Source organism: Pseudoalteromonas sp. Ld19 (genome assembly GCF_045064135.1).
GTDB classification, from domain to species: domain Bacteria; phylum Pseudomonadota; class Gammaproteobacteria; order Enterobacterales; family Alteromonadaceae; genus Pseudoalteromonas; species Pseudoalteromonas aliena.
On sequence record NZ_JBISHA010000019.1, the window covers coordinates 252,522 to 276,609 of the forward strand.

The 24,088-nt window shown below is 38.2% G+C and carries 22 protein-coding genes and 2 pseudogenes; 20 read left to right on the forward strand and 4 right to left on the reverse strand.

The genetic code is table 11. The features are described 5' to 3' along the window. Positions 1–389: 389 nt before the first annotated feature. Entirely contained in the window at positions 390–536 is a 147-nt protein-coding gene (locus ACJJVZ_RS10910; protein WP_405600484.1) for a DUF1232 domain-containing protein, read from the forward strand. 160 nt (positions 537–696) lie between these two features. Further along, positions 697–831: a hypothetical protein gene (locus ACJJVZ_RS10915; protein ID WP_405600380.1), complete on the forward strand. Its 135-nt coding sequence runs from the start codon at positions 697–699 to the stop codon at positions 829–831. A 312-nt stretch (positions 832–1,143) separates the two neighbouring features. Here ACJJVZ_RS10915 and bktB read toward each other — a convergent pair whose 3' ends face one another. After that, entirely contained in the window at positions 1,144–2,337 is a 1,194-nt protein-coding gene (gene bktB, locus ACJJVZ_RS10920) for a beta-ketothiolase BktB (protein ID WP_405600383.1), read from the reverse strand. A 530-nt stretch (positions 2,338–2,867) separates the two neighbouring features. Between bktB and ACJJVZ_RS10925 the strand changes: the two genes are divergently transcribed. The 13 genes and pseudogenes from ACJJVZ_RS10925 (at position 2,868) to ACJJVZ_RS10985 (ending at position 15,285) form a co-directional block, all read left to right on the forward strand. Beyond that, positions 2,868–3,557, forward strand: a complete 690-nt coding sequence (locus ACJJVZ_RS10925; RefSeq protein ID WP_405600385.1) for an aspartate/glutamate racemase family protein — start codon at positions 2,868–2,870, stop codon at positions 3,555–3,557. Positions 3,558–3,811: 254 nt separating this feature from the next. Further along, the gene (locus tag ACJJVZ_RS10930; RefSeq protein ID WP_138585557.1) at positions 3,812–4,153 is read left to right on the forward strand and encodes a MerR family transcriptional regulator; all 342 of its coding nucleotides are present in this window, start codon (positions 3,812–3,814) and stop codon (positions 4,151–4,153) included. Positions 4,154–4,210: 57 nt separating this feature from the next. Beyond that, the gene (locus ACJJVZ_RS10935; protein WP_405600387.1) at positions 4,211–5,071 is read left to right on the forward strand and encodes a PhzF family phenazine biosynthesis protein; all 861 of its coding nucleotides are present in this window, start codon (positions 4,211–4,213) and stop codon (positions 5,069–5,071) included. A gap of 152 nt (positions 5,072–5,223) precedes the next feature. Further along, positions 5,224–5,760 (forward strand): hypothetical protein, encoded by a 537-nt coding sequence (locus tag ACJJVZ_RS10940; RefSeq protein WP_405600389.1) that lies wholly within the window; start codon positions 5,224–5,226, stop codon positions 5,758–5,760. 16 nt (positions 5,761–5,776) lie between these two features. Next, entirely contained in the window at positions 5,777–6,025 is a 249-nt protein-coding gene (locus tag ACJJVZ_RS10945; protein WP_182702084.1) for a hypothetical protein, read from the forward strand. Positions 6,026–6,098: 73 nt separating this feature from the next. After that, positions 6,099–6,335 (forward strand): hypothetical protein, encoded by a 237-nt coding sequence (locus ACJJVZ_RS10950; RefSeq protein WP_138585554.1) that lies wholly within the window; start codon positions 6,099–6,101, stop codon positions 6,333–6,335. 185 nt (positions 6,336–6,520) lie between these two features. Beyond that, positions 6,521–6,825, forward strand: a pseudogene (locus ACJJVZ_RS10955) (NADPH-dependent FMN reductase); the annotation flags it as partial. A 107-nt stretch (positions 6,826–6,932) separates the two neighbouring features. Then, positions 6,933–7,382 carry a hypothetical protein gene (locus tag ACJJVZ_RS10960; protein WP_077537878.1) on the forward strand — a complete coding sequence of 150 codons (450 nt, stop codon included), beginning with the start codon at positions 6,933–6,935 and terminating at the stop codon, positions 7,380–7,382. Positions 7,383–7,609: 227 nt separating this feature from the next. Beyond that, complete coding sequence (locus tag ACJJVZ_RS10965; protein ID WP_077537879.1) at positions 7,610–9,421, forward strand: protein kinase domain-containing protein; 1,812 nt, start codon at positions 7,610–7,612, stop codon at positions 9,419–9,421. 200 nt (positions 9,422–9,621) lie between these two features. Continuing rightward, positions 9,622–10,389, forward strand: coding sequence for an ABC transporter ATP-binding protein (locus ACJJVZ_RS10970; protein ID WP_226894543.1), 768 nt, complete (start codon positions 9,622–9,624; stop codon positions 10,387–10,389). Next, positions 10,389–11,837 carry an ABC transporter permease gene (locus ACJJVZ_RS10975; RefSeq protein ID WP_405600393.1) on the forward strand — a complete coding sequence of 483 codons (1,449 nt, stop codon included), beginning with the start codon at positions 10,389–10,391 and terminating at the stop codon, positions 11,835–11,837. The genes ACJJVZ_RS10970 and ACJJVZ_RS10975 overlap by 1 nt, the downstream gene beginning before the upstream one ends. Continuing rightward, the gene (locus ACJJVZ_RS10980; RefSeq protein WP_405600395.1) at positions 11,834–13,156 is read left to right on the forward strand and encodes a DUF3526 domain-containing protein; all 1,323 of its coding nucleotides are present in this window, start codon (positions 11,834–11,836) and stop codon (positions 13,154–13,156) included. The genes ACJJVZ_RS10975 and ACJJVZ_RS10980 overlap by 4 nt, the downstream gene beginning before the upstream one ends. Positions 13,157–13,171: 15 nt before the next feature. Beyond that, positions 13,172–15,285, forward strand: a pseudogene (locus ACJJVZ_RS10985) (TonB-dependent siderophore receptor). Positions 15,286–15,359: 74 nt separating this feature from the next. Here ACJJVZ_RS10985 and msrA read toward each other — a convergent pair. Both msrA and ACJJVZ_RS10995 read right to left on the reverse strand, forming a co-directional pair. Next, on the reverse strand, positions 15,360–15,959 hold the full coding sequence (gene msrA / locus ACJJVZ_RS10990) for a peptide-methionine (S)-S-oxide reductase MsrA (protein ID WP_077539014.1): 600 nt from the start codon (positions 15,957–15,959) through the stop codon (positions 15,360–15,362). 150 nt (positions 15,960–16,109) lie between these two features. Continuing rightward, positions 16,110–16,313: a hypothetical protein gene (locus tag ACJJVZ_RS10995; RefSeq protein ID WP_077537883.1), complete on the reverse strand. Its 204-nt coding sequence runs from the start codon at positions 16,311–16,313 to the stop codon at positions 16,110–16,112. 96 nt (positions 16,314–16,409) lie between these two features. Between ACJJVZ_RS10995 and ACJJVZ_RS11000 the strand changes: the two genes are divergently transcribed. Beyond that, a complete protein-coding gene (locus tag ACJJVZ_RS11000) occupies positions 16,410–16,958 on the forward strand; it encodes a GNAT family N-acetyltransferase (protein ID WP_405600398.1) in 549 nt (182 codons plus the stop codon). A 411-nt stretch (positions 16,959–17,369) separates the two neighbouring features. Beyond that, on the forward strand, positions 17,370–18,251 hold the full coding sequence (locus ACJJVZ_RS11005) for an alpha/beta hydrolase (protein ID WP_138585548.1): 882 nt from the start codon (positions 17,370–17,372) through the stop codon (positions 18,249–18,251). Positions 18,252–18,512: 261 nt separating this feature from the next. Here ACJJVZ_RS11005 and ACJJVZ_RS11010 read toward each other — a convergent pair whose 3' ends face one another. Further along, entirely contained in the window at positions 18,513–19,721 is a 1,209-nt protein-coding gene (locus ACJJVZ_RS11010; protein ID WP_405600401.1) for a porin, read from the reverse strand. 682 nt (positions 19,722–20,403) lie between these two features. Here ACJJVZ_RS11010 and ACJJVZ_RS11015 point away from each other — a divergent pair. The 3 genes from ACJJVZ_RS11015 (at position 20,404) to ACJJVZ_RS11025 (ending at position 23,978) form a co-directional block, all read left to right on the forward strand. Then, positions 20,404–21,993, forward strand: coding sequence for an ABC-F family ATPase (locus ACJJVZ_RS11015; RefSeq protein ID WP_182702095.1), 1,590 nt, complete (start codon positions 20,404–20,406; stop codon positions 21,991–21,993). A gap of 351 nt (positions 21,994–22,344) precedes the next feature. Continuing rightward, positions 22,345–22,827: a 5-(carboxyamino)imidazole ribonucleotide mutase gene (purE, locus tag ACJJVZ_RS11020; protein ID WP_002962540.1), complete on the forward strand. Its 483-nt coding sequence runs from the start codon at positions 22,345–22,347 to the stop codon at positions 22,825–22,827. A 2-nt stretch (positions 22,828–22,829) separates the two neighbouring features. Then, complete coding sequence (locus ACJJVZ_RS11025) at positions 22,830–23,978, forward strand: 5-(carboxyamino)imidazole ribonucleotide synthase (RefSeq protein ID WP_405600403.1); 1,149 nt, start codon at positions 22,830–22,832, stop codon at positions 23,976–23,978. Positions 23,979–24,088: the final 110 nt, after the last annotated feature.

Genomic DNA, 24,088 nt, shown 5'->3' on the forward strand with positions numbered 1-24,088 from the left:
GGTATATTGATCAGTGTGTCCATTTAATTTATGTCATTAACGCCATATCAGATGATAAAAGTAAACCAACAATACTTGGCTCAAAAATTGGGACTATAAAAGAGCATCTTCTAATTTGATTACTGATGATTAGGACAGTTTAAAAAAATCAAGCCCTTAAGTGAGAGGTGCTTTCAATCAGAAATGGAGTAATTAAAATTGTCAGATAATAAATTTGAAAAAGAGTTCAGCGAAAATAGTTTTTGGGATAAAACTAAAAACTTTGCGAAGGTTGCAGGAAAAATAGTCCTAGAACCAGACTAAAGCTATATTACTCAGCTCAAGATTCAGACACACCGATTTGGGCTAAGACTACAGTTTATAGTGGGCTTGGATATTTTATCTCGCCAATAGACGCGATCCCTGATATTACACCTATCATAGGTTATTCTGATGATCTTGGTGTTTTAGTCGCAGCATTTGCGGCTGTAGCTGCTTATATTAAAAGTGAACATGCGATAAAAGCAAAAGAAACATTAAAACAATGGTTTGGATAAATAAAATAAGCTGCTTAAACGGATTTAAAGCAGTTAGCTGCGCTCTTGCCTCGCACATTGTAACCAAAGCGAAAAATTATTAAAAAATAGCGTTGACCAAATAGATTATATAGCTCGCCGAGCTGAAATTATTGCAACAGCAGCGCATGAACAAAGTAGCATGTCTGAAGAAATTGCGCATAGTATTGATTCAATTAAACAAGCTGCTATTGATAACGCGGCTGGTGCTGATCAGGTATCCGCTGCGAGTATGGAGCTAGATCAACTTAGTAAACAGCTACAAAAAAATAACTAATGGCTTCAGGTTACGGTAGTAACAGAGCATAAAATAAAAAATCGTTTGTTTAGGCTTTATTGTTGAACATGGCTTATACCAATTTCGCAATAATGCTTAATTAATGTGATGGATAAACCAGTCGCTAACGGTGTTAAAAATTCCTGATATACAAGTGAGTAGCGGACCGATGAATAAACTGTGGGGCATTAAGCCCCGCAGGAGAAGGTTGTACTGAGAGATGAGAGTAATAATGTAATTAACGGCATGCTTGTTTAATATCTTATTTTCTTATAAATGTTTTTATAAATTAATCAAACAAAAATTTCACAGTCAAAGCACTTCAAAAATAGCAGCAATACCTTGTCCGCCACCAATAGACATGGTGACCAAACCGTATTTACCATTAATACGTTTAAGTTCGTAAAGGCACTTGGTAGATAAAATAGCGCCTGTTGCGCCAACAGGGTGACCTAAAGCAATTGCGCCGCCATTTGGATTTACTTTGTGTTCAGGAAAATTTAGCTCGTGTGCTACGCACAACGCTTGTACGGCAAAGGCTTCATTTGACTCAATCACATCCATATCGTCGATTGTTAACCCTGTTTTTTCCAATACCTGTTTTACAGCTGGGATAGGCCCTGTTCCCATTAATGCGGGTGCCACACCAGCTCTTGCATAACCGACTAATCTTCCTAGAGGCTTTAAGCCTTGTTTTTGCGCTTTTTGTTCTGACATAAGTACCAACATTGCCGCTGCATCGTTAATACCAGATGATGTTGCTGCTGTTACTGTGCCATTTTTTTTAAAATAGGGTGGTAAGGTCGATAGTTTTTTTACCGTTGTATCAGCGCGAACATGCTCGTCAGTATCAAAAATGTGGGCGCTATTTCTTGATTTTATTTCTATAGCAATAATTTGTTCTTTAAAATGCCCTGCGATAATAGCTTTCGACGCTTTATGATGGCTTTGGGCTGCGTAGGTGTCTTGTTGCGCACGAGTAATATTATACTTTTCTGCAATGTTTTCAGCCGTTATTCCCATTGGGTTATTATCCCACGGATCTTGTAATGTGGTGGTTAATTCATCCACCACGATACTATTACCCATTTTTTGGCCCCACCGGTTACTTTCTAAGGTATAACCAGAGCTGCTCATGCTTTCTGTTCCGCCTGCTAAAGCTGCATCTACATCGCCTAATTGGATTTGCTGTGCTGCTTGTATAATGGCTTCTAAACCCGAGCCACATAATCGGTTGAGTGTCACTGCGTGACTGCTGATAGGTAATCCTGCGTCTAAGCCAATAACTCTCGATAGATAAGCATCTTTAGGGCCATTATGTATTACTTTACCTACTACACATGAGCCGATCTGTTCGGGTGACAGTTTGGCTCTTAAAATGGCTTCTTTTGCGCAAAGTGTGCCAAGTTCGGCAGGGGTGAAATTTTTTAGACTGCCACCAAAACCGCCTATAGCGGTGCGTACTGCGCTTAATATAACTACGCTATTGTTATTAAATTTTGCCATTATTTTCTCTTATTATATTTAACCTGAACTCTGGATAATAAATCTATCTCTAGCAGCTATTTTCAGCGCTAACTGCGTCGAATTTACTTGCAATAGGCCCGCTATTGAGGCGTAAATTCGCCTTGTTTCCACTGAAAATCTCTGGCTAGAGAAAATAAACTTAAATATCACAATGATTCAATACGTTAGTAAATCTCTTACCCAGAGTTCAGGTTATTTAAGCTTCTACGGGCTCTGTTATGAATGAAGCTGTTAAACAACAAAGGTTTGCAATTCAACTTCATTCATCAAAACATAATTTATCAAAACATAATTTATCAAGAAACGAAAGCAACAGGCGTAAAGTTGTTATCTGTTTATGAAAAGACTTGGTAGTGGATGAATGTATTTTAAGAAAATCTTCAACTAAGTAAACCACATTTTAAACAATTGGTTACACTTAACAGTATATAAAAACGTTATGTAATAGACAATTAATTGGCTAACTACTAGGATAAACCAACTGCAATACTATATGTGTTAGGCACTGTATGAAAACAATTGGTCTTTTAGGTGGCATGAGTTGGGAAAGTTCTGCCGGATATTATAAAGTGATAAATGAAGGCGTTAAGGAGTCACTTGGCGGCTTACACTCAGCTAAAATTGTCATGTATAGCGTTGATTTTGATCAAATCGAAAAACTCCAACACAAAGGTGATTGGAATGGAACTTCGGATATACTTTGCGCAGCGGCAAAAAATGTCGAACGTGCAGGTGCTGATTTTTTATTAATTTGCACAAATACGATGCATAAAGTTGCTCCCCAAATTCAGGAAAGTATAACTATCCCTTTGCTCCATATCGCTGATGCAACAGCAGAAACACTTATTAAAATGGGAGTGAAAACCGTTGGTTTACTTGGTACTGCTTTTACTATGGAGCAAGATTTTTATAAAAGTCGGTTAAAAGAAAAACACGGTTTGTCGGTCTTAATTCCAGAAAAATCAGATAGGGCTATTGTTCATAATGTTATTTATAAAGAGCTTTGTTTAGGGCGCGCTCTTACATCATCTAAAGCTGAATATTTAAGAATAATTGATGCCCTTGCTGAGCAAGGAGCGGAGGCCGTCATATTAGGGTGTACTGAAATCGGTATGCTAATTAAACAAGAAGATACGCATATTAGGCTTTTAGATACGACGTACGAACATGCGCGAAAAGCAGTTGATTTGGCAATTTAATGTGCTACTAGTGATATCAACTTGTATAAATATTTAAGCAATTTAATGGATTTAATTACTCTGTATCATCGGCGTAATTTTTCATCATTAAATAAACCCATATACAAGCAGATTGTTACGAACTCAGGATTTAGCTATAAAGATTAAAATGGGAATTGGTTTACGATTTATACGTTATCTTGAAATATTATATAGCTCTTAAATTTTTAGAGCTAGGTTAAGCAGTGCAGTTAGTCAGCTAAAGGTTTAATAATATGAAAATAGGTACGCTTAGTAGTAAAACAGGCTTTGGTATTCATACAATTAGATATTATGAAAAACAAGGTCTTATCAAAAAGCCTGAAAAAGATGAAAGCGGCCATCGATCATATGACTTAATGGATGTAGACGTGCTTAATTGGGTTTCTTGCATGAAAAACTCTGGCATGTCTTTGAGTGAGATAAAAAAATACACCAAAGCATTTTATGAAAACGAGCACATGCTCTGCGTAGCATTTCTTGAAGAGCATCTAGGTAAATTACAAATACAGAAAAATAATATTGACCACTATATTGAAGTAACAAAAAATAAAATTTATAGGTTCAAAAATGCTTGACCTAGAGTGTAGTCTACATTGCTAAGCTCACTTTAATATTCATAGAAGGAACAAACAATGAAAGTTGAAGTAGCAATCGTGAATGCATTTACCGACGGTGGAAAAGGGGGTAACCCTGCTGGGGATGTAATTAATGCAGACTCTTTAAACGAGTCACAAAAACTCGCTGTAGCAAAAAAAGTAGGTTTATCTGAAACGGCTTTTGTATCAAAGTCCAAAATTGCAGATTTTAAGCTTGATTTTTACACCCCAAAAAAGCAAATAGCTCATTGCGGGCATGCAACTATTGCAACTTTTAGTTATTTGTCGCAGCTTGGATCATTACAAAATTCAATAACTTCCAAAGAAACCATCGATGGAAGAAGAGATATTCAAGTTAATGGTGATTTTTCCTATATGGAACAGTTAGCCCCTAAGTATATTAGCGTGATAGAAAAAAATGCAGTTCTGGAAGCACTTGGTATTTCATCAGATATTACTCTCTCAGATCCAATGATAGTAAATACAGGAAATGCATTTATGCTTGTTGGTGTAACAAGTAGAGAAGCTCTTGATGGTTTACGTCCAGACCATGAAATCATTAAAGAAATCTCTGAAAAATATGGTCTTGTTGGTTTCTATGTTTTTACTCTTGAGGCTAATATTCTGGGAAGAGATGCTTCAACAAGAATGTTTGCTCCTCTTTATGGAATTACAGAAGAAGCTGCAACGGGTATGGCTGCCGGACCGCTTGCTTGTTTTCTGCATGACATTCTTAAATTTAGGCAAACTGAATTTAAAATAGAGCAGGGGTATTCTATGCTCCAACCTTCACCAAGTTGTATCGAGGTTTTATTAAAAATAGAGAACGGTGTAATAAACTACCTGTTAGCTGGCGGTGTTGGTGTCGTATCTAACCGTATGCATGTTGAAATTTGAAAATATACATATTTTATGGCTTTAGCATTTTACTAAAGCTATTTAGACTAACCTACCTTTAGAAATAATCGTCAAGGTGGGGGAACTTATCAATTGAATATGTATAATCGATATCATTCATTTTATAAAAATAGATCGTTGGGATAAAATAAATGCAGATCAAAAATATCACGCTTATTGCCTCACTATTTGTAGTGATAACAGGCTGTAGCAATATTCCTCAAGCGGCAATTGATGTAAATAAACAAGTGTCTGTGGGGATAAACGCCTTAGGTGAAAACGGTGTTGAAATGGTTAAGGCTTGGGAGCTATCTGCGTACAGTATGCTTGATGAAAAATGGTCAAAAGTGTATGCAAAGGCGAATGAGAGCTACCGTTCTAAAAAAAGTATTGCACAAAACGCGGTATTAACAGCGCAACAGCATGAAGGCGTGGCTGGTTTATCTGCTCTGATCAGGGATGAGGTAAGATCTAAAATTAATGCTAAAGCGAACAGTATGAAAAGTATAATTATGTCAAACACCAAAAATACTATTGCCGCAAATGAAAGTATTACTAATCTATTAATAAGTGCTAATGCGATTGTTAATTTTCAACAATCAGCCGTTAAAGAAGTTGGGAACATAATTCCAATTCCCCCTGCTATAAGCACATTTATAAATGACTCATTAAACACTGCCGGACTTTAAATAAAGGGATATGAGCATGAGCTTAAATGATATAAAAAATGAATTTGATGCTGATATTTCCAGCATTGCAAATGAGCTCACGAACTCATTGCCGCTTTCAACGCCACAATTACGCAAAGCCTTTTCGGATGACGATCTTAAAGAGTTACATGTATTATTAATAGAAGTAAACGAAGCAACATCTGAAAACGAAAAAGTTATGAAAATAGCGAACAATGCAGAAATAGCATTTAAGCTGTTAAAAAGACTTGGAGTTGGACTGTAATATAGATTTTTTTTGCTAAATTATTTTTCATAAACTACGGATGTTTTATATTAATGCGAATTAAGGAAATAGTATGAGTGTATTTGTAGAGATTTTTACTTGGTTACTTGTTGATACCATTTTAGGCTTTTTATTTTATTCTACGGGCTGTGTGGTATTGAAAGTAGTTACTTTTGGGCAGTTTAAAAATGATATTAAAGATTTTGCCTCGTTTAAGGTGAGCAAAGCTAAAAAGGTTAACTTGATCTGTTTATTAGGTGTTTGTTTTTATGTTGCACTCATTACCTTAATGGCTTATTTGAGTCATTAGGTGATAACTTATTATATTTGCGAAAGCTGTATTTCAGTATATTGCTTTCGCTCAAACTTTAACTTGAACATTGAAGAATAAATCCATTTTAAAGTGTTTATCTTAGAACGAAGTGCGTTGAATCTATTTGTAATAGACTTGCTTTATACGCTTGATTTACCTTGTTTTAACTGAAAATACCTAATGTTACTTATTCTGCAGGGCAATGGGGTGGGGTAAGAGCTGTGGTCACTATGCGAACTTTTTTATCTGAGCTCGGTGTTTACCGGTTTCTGCGATGATCCATGTACCCAAAGCACAAGATGTGTTTAATGTGGATGGAAAGCCAATCGCAGGGCAAGATAGATCGTCTTGGTTTAATTATTTTTCACGAACGTTTAGTCGATTAACGTGGTGGGCGCAAGCAGCTAAACAACATGCAGAGGTGGTAAATCCGCAAAGTAGGTTAAAAAGCTTTAAAACAAACCCTTCTCAGCGTAATGCTCCTTAACTGATTGAAAGTATTTGGTTCTCTTATAGAAACAATGATGCATACAGTGGTATTATTAATGCCATTACATTCTTATTAACACAAAAAAGAAGCAAGGAAATTGTATCTTGAAGTATATAACTCTTTTCAGCGTATTAGCGCTTAGCGCGTGTAGTGCTGTTCCTAATAAAAGTGAAGTAAGTCAGCGTACAACTACAAATATGGACCTTATAGCTTTAACTGAGCAAAGTGCACCAAAAGGAGTTGTTGGCACTTACCAGTTTCACATTAAAGCGGCAGGGGCTCAGGGTAATTGGTTGTATTTAAATACAGAAACAGATTACCGCGATAGACGTTCAATTACGATATCAATAAAGCCAAATGTAGCAGCAGAGCTTGAAAGTAAATACGGACAACCTGTAGAAACCTTTTTTATTGATAAAACAATAGAAGTAACAGGCGAAGCTAAACGAGTAACTATCGATTTTATGAGTCGCGGTAGAGCAACTAATAAATATTATTATCAAACGCACATAAATGTATCATCACTTAAGCATCTTCGTATTATTGAAAGTTAGTAAAATAACAATGCACTGTATTTATATACAGTTGATTGTAAAAGCTTACTTTTAGCTAAGTAAGCTTTAGCGTTAACGTTTACAATTAATTCTCTGCTGTAAATTTAACCGCGAAGGATAAACACGGCGCTACTTTATTCAACGATTTAAAAACTCCTATTCAAGCTATTGTAATCTCATTACATAAAACTAATAATTGGTTAGTTTTATAAATTTGAGTGCCCGCATTGAAAGCCAAAGAAATCCGCAATTTTTATATCAACGAAGAGCAATCTGTCTATTTGCTTTCACACCGCGATGCTAAAAAACATCGTCAATGGCTTAATATCTGTATTAAGCAGTTAACGCTGCTGGGCTATAAAAACGTTGAAATGATTGGGTCGGGTGCGTTTGGTTTTGTGTTTGCAGGGGATGACGGTAACAGCTTACCTTGGGTATTTAAGTTTTCGCGTATTACGCTTGCACAGAGTGTACGAGATCGGCTTGAAGATGAAGCGTATATGCTTTCGCAAATTAATAACCCGTTAGTGCCAACCTTTTATGCATTTGAGCGTATCAAAAAACAAGGGATTTTAATGATGGCAAGGGCCATTGGTGAAGATCTTGAAAAAGTATCGCTTAAAACTGGGCGCTTCAGCGCGGCGCAAATAATGGCATTAGCGGTTAGGTTACGTAATGTATTAATTGATTTGCGAAGTCATAAAAATGGAGTAAGTCCGCAGCCTATAGTCCATGGTGATGTAAAACCTTCAAACCTTGTATGGGATAAAAATACCAATGCGTTGTCGTTAGTTGATTGGGGCAGCTCTGTGTTTGCCCAGGTTGATAGTGATGGTAATCCAGTTGCTAGTAACTTTATGGATTTAATGTCGGGCGACTTAAGTACCACTAATGCGCGTATGGGCGATGTTTACTTTATTGGTGAAGCACAAATGTCGGGTGAGCAATCATCCCCTCGCTTTGATGAACAAGGTGTAGCCGCTACTTTGTATGCACTTGCATCAGCGCAGTCGTGCCGTTTTGGGGCTCAAGCAATACCTGCAAGCAGTTTAGGATTACCAAAAGAGCTAGCTAAAGTTATTGATGGCATGCTTTGTAAAAATAAAGCGATACGCGATAGCGCTGGCGATTACTTTATGCGCAATATTACCACTATGGCTAAAGTTTATTTACCTACCCTTGAAAAAAATCGAAAAAAAGCGGCCATACCATTTTGGTATGGCCGAGAAGAACAGCCTGACACGGTTGTATATAGTTCACGTAAACAGTTTTTACGCCAGGCCGATCATAATCAGCAGTTGCTTGACGTAAACGATGCTCAACTCGATCGTTACTATAAAGAATTTCTATTTGATACTGGCGATACAGAAAAAGCATTTTTAGCTTCAATTAGCCGACTGGCTAAATACCCCGCTGTGGGTGGGCTTAGTTTTCATTGGAAAGATGATTCGCTGTTTGTTGAATCATCTTTAATTATACATGACCAGTCTTTAGGCGATGCCTTTAGCGATGCTATAAATAATACGGTGATGCTTGCCCAAGCAATTAATCAAAAAGGGTTATTTAAGTGCTGCTTATTTGATGCACGTAAAACGATTCAGTTAGAGCGCGATGGGACTGGTGCATTTAAATTTGATAGCCTACCTGAACTTGATTACGAAGTCGTTAGTATGAAAGCTAACGAAATAACACGGCCACACTCGTACTTTGAAGACGGTAAAGATCCTGACGAGCAATTACAATTACCCAAAAAAGTTATTAAATGTGTATTTGAGCTTAACCAGATCCACCACACAGGGTGTATTATTTTTGAAGCACTGCCCGACAGAATGAAGATTCACCACTACTACCGACTACTTGATGAAACAAAAGAAGTTGAGTTTAAGCGTTTGCTTAATAAGCTAATGCAATATGCCGTCAATATTACTGATGTTGGTGTCGCAGGATTTATGAAACTACCTTATAAAAATACCCGTGAATTTAGTTTATGTAAGCAACAAGAAGATCATTATTTTCCTAAAAACCCTAAACTTATATAAAAAGTACTTTAAAGTTCATCCACACGTTTTTTACGTTGTATAACCCACAAAGATTATCTCGGTACCTTGCGTTAATAAACTCACTGCAACAATTGGTATGTTATATTGTTGCAATTAAGATTTGTTATAGTATAACATACTGCATTCAAAAATGATCATAATAGAGTGTGAGTGTGACTGCAGTTAATAAAATAACATCAATTGAATTACAAACCGTTAAACCACAAGTTAGCACTACCCAAATAGATAAAGCGCAATCTATCATTGAGGTAAGCTCGCTAAATTTTAGTATTAAAAACAAAGTTATTTTAAAGGACTTAAATTTTACCGTGAACAAAGGTGAAATTTATGCACTACTTGGTGGCAACGGTGCGGGTAAATCAACCACTTTGAAAACGTTACTTGGTTTTAATAAACCAACTGATGGCTCGGTAAAGGTTGCGGGTAAAGAGGTAACACAAGCACTTGACTTTGTGCGAGGTAAAACCGCATATTTGCCCGAATCGGCAACCTTATATCCGCATTTAACAGCGCGCGAAAACGTTGAATATTTTTTATCACTTGCTGACATAAAAAAAACAGACGAGCAAATCAATGCTGCCTTTATTCGTGTTGATTTGCAGCAAGATGCGTGGGATCGCCACATGCAAACTTACTCAAAAGGCATGAGGCAAAAAACGGCAATTGCACTTGCCATCCTGCGTGAAGCACCAATATTTTTACTTGATGAGCCTACTTCAGGCTTAGATCCAGTTGCCATTGATGAGTTTAATCAACTTGTGCGTGAGCTTGCATTAACGGGGGCGACTATTTTAATGGTTACGCACGATGTATACGGCGCATGTCAAGTGGCTAATCGTATTGGTTTATTAAGTGCCGGTGAGCTGGTGGGCGAATTTGACGCACCACAAAATGGCCGTATTGATACTGAGCAAGTTCATGCCGCATTTGCGCAAAGAGGCGCTTAATGAGTATAAATAACTTTTCAAAGGTGGTTATTGTTGCAAAGGATGAATGGCGCTATTGGCTTCGCTCAAAACTTGCAATGACCGTACTTGCCATTGGTTTAGTGCTTACGCTTGCGTCGGTAATTGTGACCGCAATTACTATGATGGAGCTAAGCCATACTCGGCACGAACTGCAAACAAGCGCTGAGCAAAGCTTTGTTGATCAGCCTGACCGCCACCCGCACAGAATGGTGCATTATGGGCATTATGCATTTAGAGCGCCTTCGCCACTGAGCACACTTGACCCAGGTATTGATGCCTACACGGGTAACTCAATATTTTTAGAAGGGCACAGACAAAATAGCGCGATGTTTGCAGATAGCCGCCAAGGTACTGCTCTTACTAAATTAGGCAGTTTAACGCCTGCGTTTATTGTACAAACACTCGCACCGTTATTATTAATATTAATTGGTTATAGCGCAATTAGCCGTGAACGTGAGTCGCAAACGTTATCTTACTCGTTATCGCAAGGTACATCGGGCGCAACACTCATTGCAGGTAAAGGGCTTGCGTTAATATCTGTTGTAGGATTAATTTTAATTCCGCTTACGGTATCGGCTTTATTTACACTTGACTCAGGTGAAGGCTTACTTGCTGTAGCAAGCTTTGTGTTTGGCTACGCTTTATATTTAACTGTGTGGGTGCTGCTTATTTTATTGGCATCAAGCCTATTTAGTAAAAACAGTAGCAGCTTTACAGCTCTCGCATTTGTATGGATTTTACTGTGTATTGTAATGCCACGTGTAGCTAGTACAACAGCTTCAACGGCTATACCATCAACAGGTAAAATAGAAACCGACTTTGCCGTAAAAGCCGAACTTAGAAAACTAGGTGACGGGCACAACATAAACGACCCTGCATTTAAGCAATTTAAACAATCACTCCTTAATAAATACAACGTGAGCAGTATTGATGAGCTACCCGTTAATTTTAGAGGGCTAGTGGCAAGCGAATCTGAGGCTAAACTCACGAGCGTACTCAATAAGTTTGCTGAGCAGCGTATGCAAGCTGAGCTTAAACAAACGAAGGTATCGCGTTATTTTGGCTGGGTATCACCTATGGTGGCAATTCGGTCTTTATCGATGATTGTAGTGGGTACAAGTATTGAAACGCATCATCGTTTTTTACGTGAAACCGAGCAGCTGCGCTTTGATTTTGTACAAGGGCTTAATAAAGTTCATGTAGAAAAGCTTAGCTACCAAGATGACATGAACCGAAATGCCAATACTGCAGCAACCCAAAAAGCACGTGTGAGTGCTCAAAACTGGCAAGTACTGCAAGATTTTATCTTTAATGTAGACACCTCAGAAGTAAGAACGCAGCGAAGTATACCTGCTTTTTTACAGCTACTACTCTGGATTGCAGTATTGTTAGGCAGTATTAAATTTGTAGGGAGGCGTTTGTTATGAGTTACCCATTAAAACAGCTAGCGCGTGAATGGCGTTTTTTACTTGGTCAAAAATACTTAGTGGTATTACTGGTGTGTACCTTTGTAATGTCGGGGTTTGCAGTTTTCAGCGGGCTTAGTGAAGTAAAAAAGCAAAAGCAAACTATTGAGCGCTTAAAAGCCGCCGATTTAACAGACTTAACTAACGTTCAACATAAATACGAAGACCCAGGCTCACTTGCCTATTACAGTTTTCACTTAACGTATTCATCACCTTCAAATTTAGCGTTTGCTGCTTTAGGCGAGCGCGATATTTACCCATGGAAACACCGCTTAAATTTACTTGCCCTAGAGGGACAAATTTACGAAAGTGATGCGCAAAACGCAGAACTAGCGCAGGCAGGTAAAATTGATTTTGTATTTGTAGTAAGTGCATTAGCACCGCTGATAGTTATTTTACTATTTCATGATTTATTTGCTAATGAGCGAACAAGCGGTAGGCATGACTTATTAGTAACTACTGCTAGGTCTTACTTTGCATTATGGGGGGCACGTATAACCGTGCGGTTGATTGCGGTAATAGTGTGTTTAATGCTGCCATTTTATATAGGTACATTGCTTAGTCATTCGGCCCTTGCTGATGTGGGGTTAGTTATTTTTATTTGTGTAATTTACATTGCGTTTTGGACTGCGCTTAGTGTGTGGTGGGGTAAAAACGCCAACAGTGCGCCGCGTGTTGCTTCATCGTTAATTGGTTTTTGGGTGTTAGTTGCTTTTATTATTCCTATTTTAGGCGATTTAGTTATAAACAAAACAGTGCACTCACCAAAGGGCGGCGACATTGTGCTTACTCAAAGAGAGGCCGTTAACGATGCATGGGACTTACCAAAGAAAACCACAATGGATGCTTTTGTTGCATCAAATCCACAGTGGAAAGATCACGTTGATATGCAAAGCGAGTTTGAGTGGAAATGGTATTACGCATTTCAGCAAGTGGGCGATGAAAAAGCAGATGAACTTTCACATGCGTATCGTGATGCAGCGCATACAAAGTATCAATTAGTGGGAATTGTATCGTGGTTTTCACCGCCATTACTGTTACAACGCAGTTTTACACGACTGGCTAAAACAGATGCCGTAGCGGCATTTAGGTATGAATCGCAAATGCGTGGATTTCATAAAAGCTTACGAACGTTTTACTACCCTTGGTTATTTGTAAAAGGTAACCCAACTAAAGCCGCGCTTGAAAATATGCCAAGCTTTAGCAAAACCATACTTAATGAACAAAAAATGCTAAGCAATGTAGACGCTCAGCCAAAACAAAATTTATCAGCTAACTAATCAACAAGGTTTATCATGAATACCAATAAAAAAGGGCTTAAGCTCACTTATATTAGTGCCTGCTTAGCAAGTATGTTTGCAAGCCACGCTATTGCAGCTAATGAGAACAATAGTACTGAAAACAGTGCTGAAGAGTTTTTCGAGCGTTTAGCGGTTACTGGCTCTCGTCAAGCATACCAAGGTAATTTTAGACCTTTAGAAACCCCACAATCAGAACTGAAAATAGATTTAGAAGCACTCGAAATGCAGGCGCAATAGATTTAAACCAAGCACTTGATTTATCGGCTTCGGTTGCGCGTCAAAATAACTTTGGTGGGCTTTGGAATAGCTTTGCACTACGTGGTTTTGTAGGCGATGAAAACTTACCAAGTAATTACCTTGTAAATGGGTTTAATGCCGGGCGTGGTTTTGGTGGTTCGCGTGATTTATCGGGTATTGAATCGGTCGAGGTTTTAAAAGGCCCACGAGCTGCACTATTTGGTCGTGGAGAGCCTGGTGGTACAGTAAATCTTGTTACTAAACGCCCAACATTTGATACAAGTGGCGAGCTAAAGCTAAGCGTAGGCAGCTTTGATACCTACCGTGCTGATGTAGATTACACAACGCCCCTTAACGACGATGTAGCAATTAGATTGGTTGGTTTTTATGAAGACGCGAAAAGCTTTCGCGATACGATAGAAACAACTAAACAAGGCTTTAGCCCATCAATAACGTGGAATATTAATGACAACAGCCAACTAATTTATGAACTTGAATATAGCAATCAAGAGGTCCCGTTTGATAGAGGTGTATTAGCAATAGATGGCAAGCTTGGCCTAATACCAGAAAGCCGCTTTTTAGGTGAGCCAGGCGATGGACCGATAGAAGCAAACGTACTTGGCCATCAATTAGAGTTTGTTCATGACTTTAATGATAATTGGAGTTTATTACTGGGCGCAAACTATCGTGATACATCGCTTGAAGGTTTTGCAACCGAAACAGGCTTTGGCGGTGTAGTAGAAAATGGCAAAGTAAATCGTTTTAGACGCTACCGTGATTACGATGCTAAATACCAAGTATACCGCGCAGAAGTAACCGGTAATTTAGAGGTTGCTGGATTAAATCACCGCTTAATAATTGGTGTTGATTCTGATAAGTTCGAAAATAATCAATTTGTTCTTCGTGTACGTGGCGATCAGTATATAAATGTTTTTAACCCAGTGTATGGAGCGTATGAGTTACCTACACCAACAGCCAATACCGACAAGGTAGAAATACAAGAGTCGTTAGGTATATTTATACAAGACCAAATAAGCCTAACCGATAAGCTTGATATACGTATTGGTGCACGTTTTGATGACTACGAACAAACACTTAATAACCGCTTAGCTGATACTCAATCTAAACAAAGCGAATCGCGTGTTAGCCCGCAGTTTGGTGTTGTGTATCAGGCGAGTGAGTTTGTCTCTGTTTATGCGGCTTATGGTGAAAACTTTAGACCTTTATCGGGTACTGATTTAAACGGAGATGGGTTTGAGCCAAATCAATCTACGTCATCTGAGCTTGGCGTTAAGTTTACTTTAAACGATGGCGCGCTGTTTGGCACCATTGCTGTATTTAAAGTAGAGCAAGACAATATGCTGGTAGTTGACGATCCCACTGCATTTACTTTTGCTGCAATTGGCGAAGCGCAAAGTAAAGGCTTTGAAATTGATATAAACGGTGAACTGACCGATACTCTAGATATTTGGGCATCGTATGCGTATGTTGATGCAACTATTGAAAACTCATTTTTTGATGCTAACTTTGGTTATACAGTAGAAGCGGGAAGCTCTTTATTAAATATTCCTGAGCATCAATTTAGTTTACAACTAATTAAATCGTCTGAGTTATATGGTAAAGCTGTTAAATTTGGTGGAGGCTTGGTTTATGTAGGCTCACGAAACGGCTTTTTTGGTACCGATTTTGAGCTGCCAAGTTACACAACAGCACGTGCATTTATTAATTATGAGCTCACTAATAATATTGGTTTACGCGCTGAGGTTGATAACTTATTCGATGAGACGTATTACACAAACTCGTTTGCAGATGTATGGGTTCAACCAGGTACGCCAAGGAATGTACGTTTATCTGCTACGTACAACTTTTAACTAACAGGTAAGCATTAACAATAAAAAGGCTGCTTAATAAAAGCAGCCTTTAGTGTATTAAAATTTATAATCGGTTAGTGCGTAGCTCTGTCGCCCCAAATATCTTCTAAACGGCTATCACGTCCACAACGCCAGCGATAGGTGTTGTATCGGATTGGGTTGTTTTTGTAATAATCTTGATGAAAGCTTTCTTTTCCTTTAATAGGGTAAAAGGTACTTGCGTTTAGTATTGGTGTAACCACCGTTTGATTAGGAAACTCGGCAACTACTGCTGCTTTTGTTTTTTCAGCTAATTTACGTTGTTCGTCGTTTTCAACAAATATAGCACTTAAGTAGCTAGGGCCTTTATCGCAAAATTGCCCTTTAGCATCAAAGGGATCAATATTAACCCAGAAATGATCAAGTATACCTTGGTAACTGACTATTGCTGGATCGTAAGTGATTTCTACGGCCTCGTAATGGCCTTTATGGTTACCATTGTATGTCGGGTTTTTAAGTTTGCCGCCAGTAAAGCCCGATATTACATCAGTAACCCCTGGCAGTTTTTCAAAGTCACTTTCCATACACCAAAAGCAACCTCCAGCTAAAACGGCTTTTTCTGTATTAGCTGCATGAGCAAGTGATGCATAAAACAGCACAGATGATGTTAAAACTAGGCCTAATATTTTTTTCATAAAATCTCGCATCGATATGATGAATGTTTAAAGCATAATAAATAGACCTGAAATAGTTTAAAGGTCTTTCATATTAAATTTATACGGGGCTTTAAACTGTAAAGGCCGCTTTATGATAAATAAAACAGCATTTTACTTTTTATCATAAAACTAACTATTTTGCGTTTCACGAGCTAACTGGTTTGGCAAAAGTTGCTCTATTATTTCCCGTGCTGGGAGTGTATAGCGGGTGCCATTAAACATTACAGAGGTAAATTCATTAATATTAGTGATCCCAGTTAAGGTCCAACCTTCACCGCGCTCTGGACAAAAAACAGTGGTTGTTGGTTGTATTACTTTAAATTCGTCACTCATGGAAAAAGGCTCTCAATATAATGCTTGTTAATGGGTTATGGTAAGTTAATAATGTATTTCCATAAAGCGCTATTTCAACTGACTAGCTAAAAATAAATGTTTAAAACTTTAAAATTACCACGCGTTACACTTCGCTTGATCACCCATAAACATGCTGGTGGGTTGTTTACTATTTTAAATAATCCGCTCGTTGCTCAATTTAACGATTATAAAACTCCGCTCAGTAAAGATAATATTAAACAGTTAATACAAGATGATATAAGCGCATACTACGAGGGTGAAGTTATCCGCCTTGCAATTGAACATAATATTGATACGTGTTTTATTGGTACTTGTGGTCTGTATAAAATAGGGGACAAAATCAATAGTGCGTTTATAGGGTTCGAACTTGCCCCAAATTATTGGCAACAAGGATTAATGAGCGAAGCGCTAGTCGGTTTTATAAATACCTTACCAAATACATTGCAAATTTATGAACTTTTTGCCGAAGTTAATATAAAAAATATATGTTCACATAAACTTTTGACTAAGCTAGGGTTTACACCTAACTTTAATGCCGATTTATTGCCAAGCAGAATAAAAACAATAACCAGTAACAACGGTGAACTTTGGTATAAAAAAATAAATGTGCAAGGTAAGCAGTGATATTGATATTAAGGTGTTCTTTTATGCGTGTTGCGGGCTACTTTGAGCCTGTTTATCAGGGCTGAGCAAACACTTGTAAAATAACACTAGGGCCTGTTTATCTTTCGAGGTTAAATTTGCAGCAGACTGTTTGGTATTTAAGCAAGGCAGAGCCTATGTAGTGTGGTTATTCCCCATAAATAGGCGATAACGCAGCATAAATGCCAAACAGGCGCTGCCCAGGGACTATTTACTCTTTGTTGCTCGGTTTTTACTTAGCCCACTAGGTTACAAACCTCGCGCCGCGATTAAATCGCCCCTAGATTGAACAAATTTTAATCCTGAAAGGTCAACAGGCCCTAGTTAAGTTTAAGTAGGTTGAGATACGGTAACTTATAACGTGTAACCAGAAAACATATAAAGGAATGCCGTATGGCTATAAAAATAACAAAACACTACATTGTAAATTTAAGTTTAGCCGTGGTTATATTTGCTTTGGGCGTATTTGCTTTACGTTATTATAATCATTATGTGTCGGCTTATACGGATGTAACCATTAATTCTAAAGTGCTTAATGAGTCGCGTAAGGTATTTATTAGACTACCGACTAATTACGATGCAAATAAAGCATATCCGTTAATAATTAAAACGGACGGTAATTTTAACTTAGAAACTTGGGATCAAGCACTTACCAAACAAGCTAAAAAAGAAAAAGGGGATAAAGCTATATTAGTGTCTATTCCAAATTTATTTTTTACCTTTACACGTAATCGTGATTTAGTGCCTCCTTATGCACGACAAGATGTAAATACAGAGGCACGTTTGGCACTTGAAGCAATTTCAGAGCCCAATGGTGAAGCCGATAAGTTTTTACAGTTTATTGAAACCGAGTTACTGCCATATTTATCTGCAAATTATAAGCTTACAAATAATCGTGTATTGAGTGGTTTTTCAGCAGGAGGGAGTTTTGTACTTTATACACTGCATACTAAACCTGAGCTGTTTAATGGTTACTTTGCATTTAGCCCCGCAGCTTGGTACGACGATATGACCGTGGTTAAAAAGCTAGATACATTTTTAGATACACAATCTGATAAAATTAACTCGCCAACCTATTTGTATTTATCTGTTGGCAGTGCAGAGCATCCACTAATGCTAAAGGCATTTAATAATCTAGAGCAAGCCTTAACGGCTAATCCTAATAGTACGCTCGTATGGGAAAGTGCCGTAAATCTTGGAGCTGAACACTCAGACAACCCATCTCTTAGCGTTGCAAATGCGTTGAGAGGTTACAATCATTTTATAAAACATTAAAACTGTATATAAACTCAGTTTATTTCAGGTGATAAAAGGTCAGGTAAACATTGAGTTATAAAGATTAAAGCAGAGTATAAACACATAAAAAGAACACATCATACTATGCTTTGTTAGATGTATTCTTAACAACGGGGAAGATTTGGTCTTAAAAGCTAGCATAGTATGAGTATCGTTTTCACTTTACTCGAATAGGAGCTAATTAGTATAGGATATGCTTAGCTAATTAAGCATATCCTATACGCTTAAATACGCTGAATTTTAAAGTGTATATCTAAAACCAATAGCAATACCATCGTCTTCAGATTGTTCCATCAAAGCTTGTTGCTCTTTGTTAGTGCTTTCAAAATCACCAAAATCTTTTCGAGCTTCTATATAAGCAATTGTGTCCGTGTCAATAAAGTAATGTAGGCCAATTACAGCAAATTGGCGTTTAAACACATCATTTGGATCGGCATTAAAGTTTGGTTGAATTACATAGTCGTCGCCTGCATCAAATACGTTATACGCAATAAAAGAGCGTAGATCGTTGTTAAATCGATAAGATGCGAATGTCTCTACACCAATAGCGTCTTTAATCAAACGGCCTAAGTTGTCGGTATCGTGATTTTCGTTTTTATTAATATTAGCGGCAACGTATAAACCAAGTGCATCAATATCACCCCATGTAATACCTGCGCCATAAATTAAATCTTCAACAGAGCGGGTCGTGCCATCGCCAAAAGTAAGATCAAATTCACCACGGTTTACACCTGCACTAAGTGTTAACATGTTAGTTACCTTGTAGGTCACTGCACCGCCCAATGTAGAATTAAACTCGACCTTTTGCGCCGCGCTATCACCTGACTCCCATAAACTTTGGCAACCAGATTCAGAAATATTAGTCACGTCACACGTATAAAATTCGCTATTTTTTAACTGCGCTTGCAAGGTAAAATTAACGTTTTTGTAGCTGTTACGGTATTGGACTAACTTGTCGCCACGACCCGTACCATTAACCGCGCCGTCGTCTTTATTATAAGTGTAAACGCCAGCCGCATTGCCATCCCAAACAAAACTGTAATTGGTGTTATAAACAACGTCGTACCACGCACCCCATTGTTTACCTATGGTAATTTGGCCATATTTTTCGTGTAATAGGCCTGCGTAGCCCAAGCGATTGTATAAAAACTCATCTTGAATAGATTCAAAGCGGTTGTTGTAAACTATGTCGCTACTGCCAACAGGGTTTATACCCCATTCTACAAGTGCCAGTGCCATCCAATCATTTTTAAGTTTACGCTCAAAGTTAAAGTTAATACGTGATGTACCATTAACAACTTCAGTTTGATCTTGGGTATGGATCACACGAACATCTATATAGCCACCTGCATTAACAGAGTTGGTTTCGCCCTTGTATAACTCAACTGCTGACACAGCCGGAGCGACTACAATACTTGCACTAAGTAGTGATGCTAATCTTTTGTTCATTAGGTATTTCCTTGTGTGTGAACGACGCTTTTTAACAAAGTTAAATTTAAGAAGTTGCAGACTAACAAAGCAATAAATACGTCAAAAGTGAAAAATACTCATTAACAAAATCATATAAAAGAATAGCTATTCACACACGGTTAACTTTGCACTTGAAGTGTGAGTTATGTTTGTTTATTTAGGATAAAAAGTAGGGAAATGGGGCTAGGAAAGTTTAAAAATACTAAGGACTAATTTGAAATTTTTTCACGTTGTTCAAAAAACAACATGTAGAGCAAATACTTTAAAGTACTTAGCTTTCATGAATATAGCTTATAAACTAAAGTAAGAATAACGAAATGCGTTAAATTAACCTAAAATTTGGTTAAGAGGTTTACTCACATTTTAGGGCGAGTTGATCTTTGTTGGTTGAAATTTCAGCAGTGCGCTTTGTATTTAGGTAATGCAGAGCCTATGTAATGTAGTTATTCCCCATAAATAGGCGATAACGTAGTTAGCGTTAAAAATCACTGTCAATTTACATTTTTAAGAATAAAAACAAGCCACCAGCAAAGCAATGTTCTACGCATTTTAAAAAGGCTTTAACGCCTTGTATTGTCATAATCTTTGATAGAAAAAAAAGCCAATTTGGTATAAACTGCGCGCAATTTAAATACATCATTACTCCTTGGAGGGTAGCGCTATTATTAGTACAGCTAATGTCACCATGCAATTTGGTGCTAAACCATTATTTGAAAATATCTCAGCAAAATTTGGCGACGGAAACCGTTACGGTTTAATCGGTGCAAATGGTTGTGGTAAATCAACATTTATGAAGATTTTAAGTGGTGAGCTTGAAGCGTCTTCAGGTAATGTAAGTACTGATCCAAATGAACGCGTTGCTAAGCTAAACCAAGACCAGTTTGCCTACGAAGAATACTCTGTTATCGACACTGTGATTATGGGTCATAAAGAGTTATGGCAAATTAAACAAGAACGTGACCGTATTTATAGTTTGCCAGAAATGAGCGAAGAAGACGGCATGAAAGTGGCCGATCTTGAAACTGAGTTTGCTGAAATGGATGGTTATTCTGCAGAATCTAAAGCGGGGGAACTATTATTAGGCGTAGGCATTGGTACTGAACAGCATTATGGACCGATGTCAGAAATTGCACCAGGTTTCAAGCTTCGAGTGTTGCTTGCGCAAGTGTTGTTTTCAAATCCAGACATAATGCTTCTTGATGAACCAACTAATAACTTGGATATTTATACCATCAAGTGGCTAGAAGACGTGTTGAATCAGCGCGACTGTACCATGATCATTATCTCGCATGACCGTCACTTTTTGAACTCTGTGTGCACCCACATGGCTGATATCGACTACGGCGAGCTGCGTATTTACCCTGGCAACTACGACGAGTACATGTTTGCAGCAACACAAGCACGCGAGCAGCTACTGAGCGAAAATGCCAAAAAGAAAAACCAAATTGCTGAGCTCCAACAGTTTGTTTCTCGTTTCTCTGCTAACGCATCGAAAGCTAAGCAAGCAACATCACGTGCTAAACGTATCGACAAAATTCAGTTAGACGAAGTTAAAGCATCATCACGTCAAACACCGTTTATCCGTTTTGATCAAGAAAAACAGTTATTCCGTAACGCACTTGAAATGACAAACTTAACGCAAGGTTTTGACGACAATACATTGTTCTCTAATCTTGAAGGTTTAGTTGAAGTTGGCGAACGTATTGCTATTATTGGTGAAAATGGTGTGGGTAAAACAACATTGCTTAATACGTTAGCAGGGCGCTTAGCACCAAAAGCCGGTGAGTTTAAGTTTTCTGAAAATGCCAACATTGGTTACTACGCACAAGATCACGCTGACGAATTTGCAACCGACATGAACTTATTTCAATGGATGGAGCAATGGCAGCAAGAAGGTGACGACGAACAAGTGGTTCGTAGCTTCTTAGGTCGTATGTTGTTTTCGCAAAACGATATTAAAAAATCAGTAAAAGTAATCTCAGGTGGTGAACAAGGCCGCATGTTGTTTGGTAAAATTATGATGCATAAACCAAACATATTGCTAATGGATGAGCCAACCAACCACATGGATATGGAATCTATTGAAGCGCTTAACTTAGCCCTTGAAGCTTACGAAGGTACACTGATGTTTGTGTCGCACGACCGTCAATTTGTATCATCGGTAGCTACCCGTATTTGGGAAATTAAAGACGGTAAAGTTATCGACTTTAGAGGTAACTACGCAGAATACCTAGCGAGTAAAGACGCTTAATTAGCTATTTAACCTGAACTCTGGATAATAAACCTATCTTGAGCCGCTATTTTCAGCGCTAACTGCGTTGAATTTACTTGCAATAGGCAAGCTATTGACGCGTAAATTCGCCTTGTTTTCACTGAAAATCTCTGGCTAGAGAAGATAAATTTAAATATCACGATGATTCAATACGTTAGTAAATCTCTTAACCAGAGTTCAGGTTATCTACCCATTAATTCTAAAAAGCCATGTTTAAACATGGCCTTTTTGTTTTTGTGAGTCGCAATTAATATGGCTTTGGGTATAATACCCGCCTAAAACCGGACATAAGTCCGCTATTTTTTTAAAATACATTACTGAGGAGTATTTATGACTGTTGGCATTATTATGGGTTCTAAATCAGATTGGCCAACCATGGAACATGCAGCCCTTATGCTAGAACACTTTGGCATTAAGTACGAAACAAAAGTCGTGTCTGCACACCGCACTCCTCAACTTCTAGCCGACTACGCAAGCTCAGCCGCAGAACGTGGTATTAAAGTAATTATAGCGGGCGCTGGCGGCGCAGCACATTTACCGGGTATGGCAGCAGCATTCACATCGCTTCCTGTACTTGGCGTGCCGGTAAAATCAAAAGCATTAAATGGTGTTGATTCACTTTTATCTATTTGCCAAATGCCTAAAGGCGTTGCTGTAGGCACACTTGCTATTGGCGAACCTGGCGCTGCAAATGCAGGTTTATTAGCGGCACAAATTTTAGGATGTCAAAATCCAGAAATTTTTGCAAAAATTGAAGCGTTTCGTAAAGCTCAAACCGACACTATATTAGCTAATCCAAATCCTGCAGAGTAATAATGAATATTTTAATATTAGGTGCAGGGCAACTTGCACGTATGATGAGTCTTGCCGGCGCACCGCTAAATTTAAACGTAGTGGCGTACGATGTAGCTAGCAAGCAAATTAAGCACCCGTTAACAGGCGAGGTTTATGCCACGTCGCTTGAGCAAGCGATATTAAACGCTGATGCAATTACGGCAGAGTTTGAGCATATTCCTGATGACGTACTCACACTTTGCTGTAACAGCAATAAGTTTTACCCAGGTAAAGCCGCGATTAAAACCGGTGGCGATCGCTCGCTTGAAAAAGCATTACTTGATAAAACAGGTGTTGCGTGTGCACCGTATCAATTAATTACCGAAAAAGCACATCTTGAAAACGCTGTTAAAACTCTAGGTAAGCCACTGGTTATTAAAACATGCCAAGCAGGTTACGATGGTAAAGGGCAATGGCGTTTAAAATCGGATAATCAAATAGAGCAAATTTGGTCAGAAATGGCTGATTTTATTGCATCGGGTACTGAGCAAACACCGCACACTATTATTGCTGAAAAAATGATCCCGTTTGATCGCGAAGTGTCAATTATTGGTGCGCGCGATAAACACGGTAATGTGGCTATTTATCCGCTAACCGAGAATGAGCACACTAATGGTGTGTTAACGCTCTCTATTGCTGGTAAAAATAACAAAAACCTTGAAGCGCAGGCTAACGATGCATTTACAAAAATAGCAAACGAGCTTAACTACGTTGGCGTATTGGCTATAGAGTTTTTTGATGTACAAGGCACGTTACTTGTTAACGAAATTGCCCCACGTGTTCATAACTCAGGCCATTGGACACAGCAAGGTTGTCATTGCTCGCAGTTTGAAAACCATATGCGCGCTGTTGCAGGTTTACCTCTAGGTAACACCGAACTTAAACAAATCACCGCGATGATAAATGTTTTAGGCCAAGCAAGTATTCCATTCGATGTTTTAAAAGTCTCTGATGTTACAAGCCATTGGTACGGTAAAACTGCAAAGCAAGGACGTAAAATGGGTCATATAAATGTATCTGCTGCAAGCATGAATGATCTTGCAGATAAGTTGGGGGAGCTTAGCGATTTTTTGCCAGAGCAAGAATATCCTGGCATTTTAAAAGCTGCCGCACAGTTAATCTTGCACTAAACGTTATACCAATTGCATGAAATTAGTATTATGCACAACTTAAAAATGCTGAGCTTGCTCGGCATTTTTAAAATTTAAAAAAGCACAAATTCCTTCGTTTATGAAATAAT